The 3,015-nt window shown below is 43.7% G+C and carries 4 protein-coding genes; all 4 read left to right on the top strand.

The annotated features are described in order from the left end of the window. Window positions 1–443 (top strand): ATP-grasp domain-containing protein (locus F6K20_RS31780; RefSeq protein WP_287297408.1); only part of this gene is annotated, 443 nt, incomplete at its 5' end. A gap of 69 nt (window positions 444–512) precedes the next feature. Further along, complete coding sequence (locus F6K20_RS31775) at window positions 513–980, top strand: DUF4870 domain-containing protein (protein ID WP_008187370.1); 468 nt, start codon at window positions 513–515, stop codon at window positions 978–980. A gap of 33 nt (window positions 981–1,013) precedes the next feature. Further along, entirely contained in the window at window positions 1,014–2,144 is a 1,131-nt protein-coding gene (locus F6K20_RS31770) for a Gfo/Idh/MocA family protein (protein WP_008187371.1), read from the top strand. 308 nt (window positions 2,145–2,452) lie between these two features. Beyond that, a partial coding sequence (locus tag F6K20_RS31765) for a DUF4230 domain-containing protein (RefSeq protein WP_287297406.1) occupies window positions 2,453–3,015 on the top strand: 563 nt, incomplete at its 3' end.

Here is a 3,015-nt window from a genome sequence, read left to right as displayed (position 1 = left end):
ACCTAAAAGGGCCTAGTCTTAATGTTCAAACTGCCTGTTCCACCTCACTAGTTGCGGTTCACTTAGCTTGTCAGAGTTTACGCAGTGGTGAATCTGACTTAGCACTAGCTGGGGGGGTTTCGATCTTTCTCTTGAATGGTGAACCGATTGGAGCAGTAAATCGCATTCCCACAGGTAAGGAATTTCGGGGTAACATGGCTGTGGGTGGTCGAGTAGCGGCTACGGAAATTACTCCCCGAGAGGAAGAAATCTGTGCCCGGCTCTTGCCAAAACTGCAGCAAGATGGCTTATATTTTGTTGGCATAGACGTTATCGGCGGCTACCTCACCGAAGTTAATGTCACCAGTCCTACTGGCATCCGGGAAATTGACCGCTTAGACGGTACTCACCTGGCTAAAGAGGTAATTACCTGGGTTGAGGCAGTGAAAAACAACGGCGGTTAAACAATATAATGGCTTAACCAGACTCTTGAGCAAAGTCATGGGATGTAATGTCGGTTTTGGGTCAGTTTTATGGATCAAGTAACAGTGCCACGGAACGATAGGAAAGCTCGAATCTGGGGGATGCTGTGTCATCTATCCTCCCTGCTATGGATTCCCCTATTGATTATGGGTCTACCTATCCCTTTGGCTAACCTGGCAGGCCCGTTGATGATCTGGTTAAACAAGAGAAATAAATACCGCTTTGTCAAGGTTCACGGTCAAGAATCTATTAATTTTCAAATCTCGATTACCCTGTACGCTACCATTATCCTGACCATATTTACGGCCTTTGCCTGGGCGTTTTTCATCCTGATTGGTGCAATAAAGGGTTTTGACCGTAACTCTTGGTTGGAGCTGTTTAAGCTGATAGAATTCTGGCTATGGTGTCTAGCTAGTATCCTGGGAATCATTGATTCGCTGCTGGTGACTATGGCCTCAATCGCTGCTCAATATGGTAGGGTTTACCGTTACCCATTTACCCTGCGATTTTTAAGATAAGCACTAATAATATAAGTCACGAGATAGTCTAGAATGGCTGAGTTTTCTGCAACAGGTGCAACTGAACAGCTACCTACAATTGGTGTAGCGGTAGTGGGAACTGGATTTGGACAAAAAATCCACATCCCTGGCTTTAAAGCTCATTCCCGGACGGAAGTGGTGGCTGTCTATCACCGAGACCCGGATCAGGCAAATGCGATCGCAAACCAATATGATATTCCCCATGGATGCGATCGCTTAGAAGATATCCTAGCTTTACCGGAAGTAGAAGCAGTTAGCATCTGTACTCCCCCGTTTCTGCACTACGAAATGGCCAAAAGGGTTCTAGAAGCAGGGAAACATCTGCTACTAGAGAAACCGATGACTTTAAGGGCAACCGAAACCGAGGAGCTTTACCAACTCGCTACAGAAAAGGGTGTTGTCGCTATACCTGATTTTGAATTCCGCTTCATCCCCTCATGGCAGCTATTAGCGGAATATCTCGAAAAAGACTATGTCGGTAAAAAGCGTCTGATTAAAATTGACTGCTTATTCTCTAGCCGAGCCAATCCTGAACGCCCCTGGAACTGGTATGCTCAAAAGGATAAGGGTGGCGGAGTACTAGGCGCAATTGGTTCTCACGTTTTTGATTATATTCATTGGCTATTTGGACCAGTGCAGCGGTTGTGTGCTCAAGTGAGTACTGCAATTCCAGCACGACCAGACCCCAATGCTAGCAATTTACTTAAGCCAGTAGATGCTGATGACACCTGTCTGTTATTACTGGAATTGGCAGATGGTACCCCTTGTCAACTCAGTATTAGTTCCGTAACCTATGAAGGGCGAGGTCACTTTGTAGAGGTTTATGGCGATCGCGGCACCTTAGTTTTAGGCAGTAACAATCTCAAAGACTACGTTCATGGATTTCGTCTGTGGGCAGCTACCGCAGGTCAATCCTTGATGGAAGTAGAAATTCCCCAGCGACTAGCATTTCCTGAAACCTATCTCGATGGTCGTTTAGCCCCATTTATCCGGGTGGTTGACCATTGGGTGCAAGCCATTGACAATGGTAGCGTCACTACACTATCTCTCAAAGAAGGAGTGTACTCCCAGATGTTAATGGATTTAACCCATGAGTCCCATGAAACTAGAAGTTGGGTTGAGGTAGATAAGCACAAGTATTAAGCATCAAGTATGAAAGAATAGAGACGAGGTACTTTAGCCAATCGATAACTGCTATATAACAACATAGCAGTTGCTTACAAGCAATCGCTCCATAGAATTGTTAATCAGGCTATTCGGTACCTATTATGCTAGTCTTTTAACTTGAATCAATCGCCTAAAACTAGGTGTATAGGTTTGATATTTTTATAATAGATTTTTTACACTAAATATAATTTAGTTATTCTTATATAATAGCATAGATTGAGAATAACTAACTGTTAATAATTAAAGTTCATAATTCCTGACGATAATTTTTAAGGTAAACAAAAATGAAAAGTCAGCATCAAAAGCATCAGTTACTTAGCATTATCTCTAGTATACCTAGAGGTTTGATTTTGATGAGCACAGGGGGCATGATAATCACGACGCTAATTATAGGAGTGGTGATGTGGCGCACTAGCTCCCGCTTGTTTGAACAAGTTAATGGTCTATTCGACTTATCACAATTAAACTTATCACAGCCAGAACCAGATGTGGATGTCAGAAACGTTGTGGTTAATAAAGTTCGTGATGTTAGTGAATTGACCACTGCTGTGTTTAGCATGGAGGCGGTGGTCCCAACTCGTCAAGATAGAAACTTAGGACAATATCGCTTAGCGTCAACGACATTACTCTATATTGCTTATGGGGAAGTGCGAGCTGGGGTTGATTTAGGGAAATTAAGCGTCGATGATGTCAAAGTCAGCAATGACTCGATCCAAGTGCAGTTACCAGCGCCCCAATTACTGGATAGCAAGATTGATGTTACCCGTTCCCAGATTTACGACTACAACCGAGGATTTTTGGGTCTCGGACCTGATGTTGCTCCTCAATTACAGATGCTAGCTCAACA

Source organism: Moorena sp. SIO2C4, assembly GCF_010672485.1.
Lineage (GTDB): Bacteria > Cyanobacteriota > Cyanobacteriia > Cyanobacteriales > Coleofasciculaceae > Moorena > Moorena producens.
This window is presented reverse-complemented; position numbering and strand designations above follow the sequence as displayed.

What these genes read in the sequence shown, in the direction of transcription:
- F6K20_RS31775 (WP_008187370.1), top strand. Translation starts at nt 513, where the DNA reads ATGGATCAAGTAACAGTGCCACGGAACGATAGGAAAGCTCGAATCTGG.
- F6K20_RS31770 (WP_008187371.1), top strand. Translation starts at nt 1,014, where the DNA reads ATGGCTGAGTTTTCTGCAACAGGTGCAACTGAACAGCTACCTACAATT.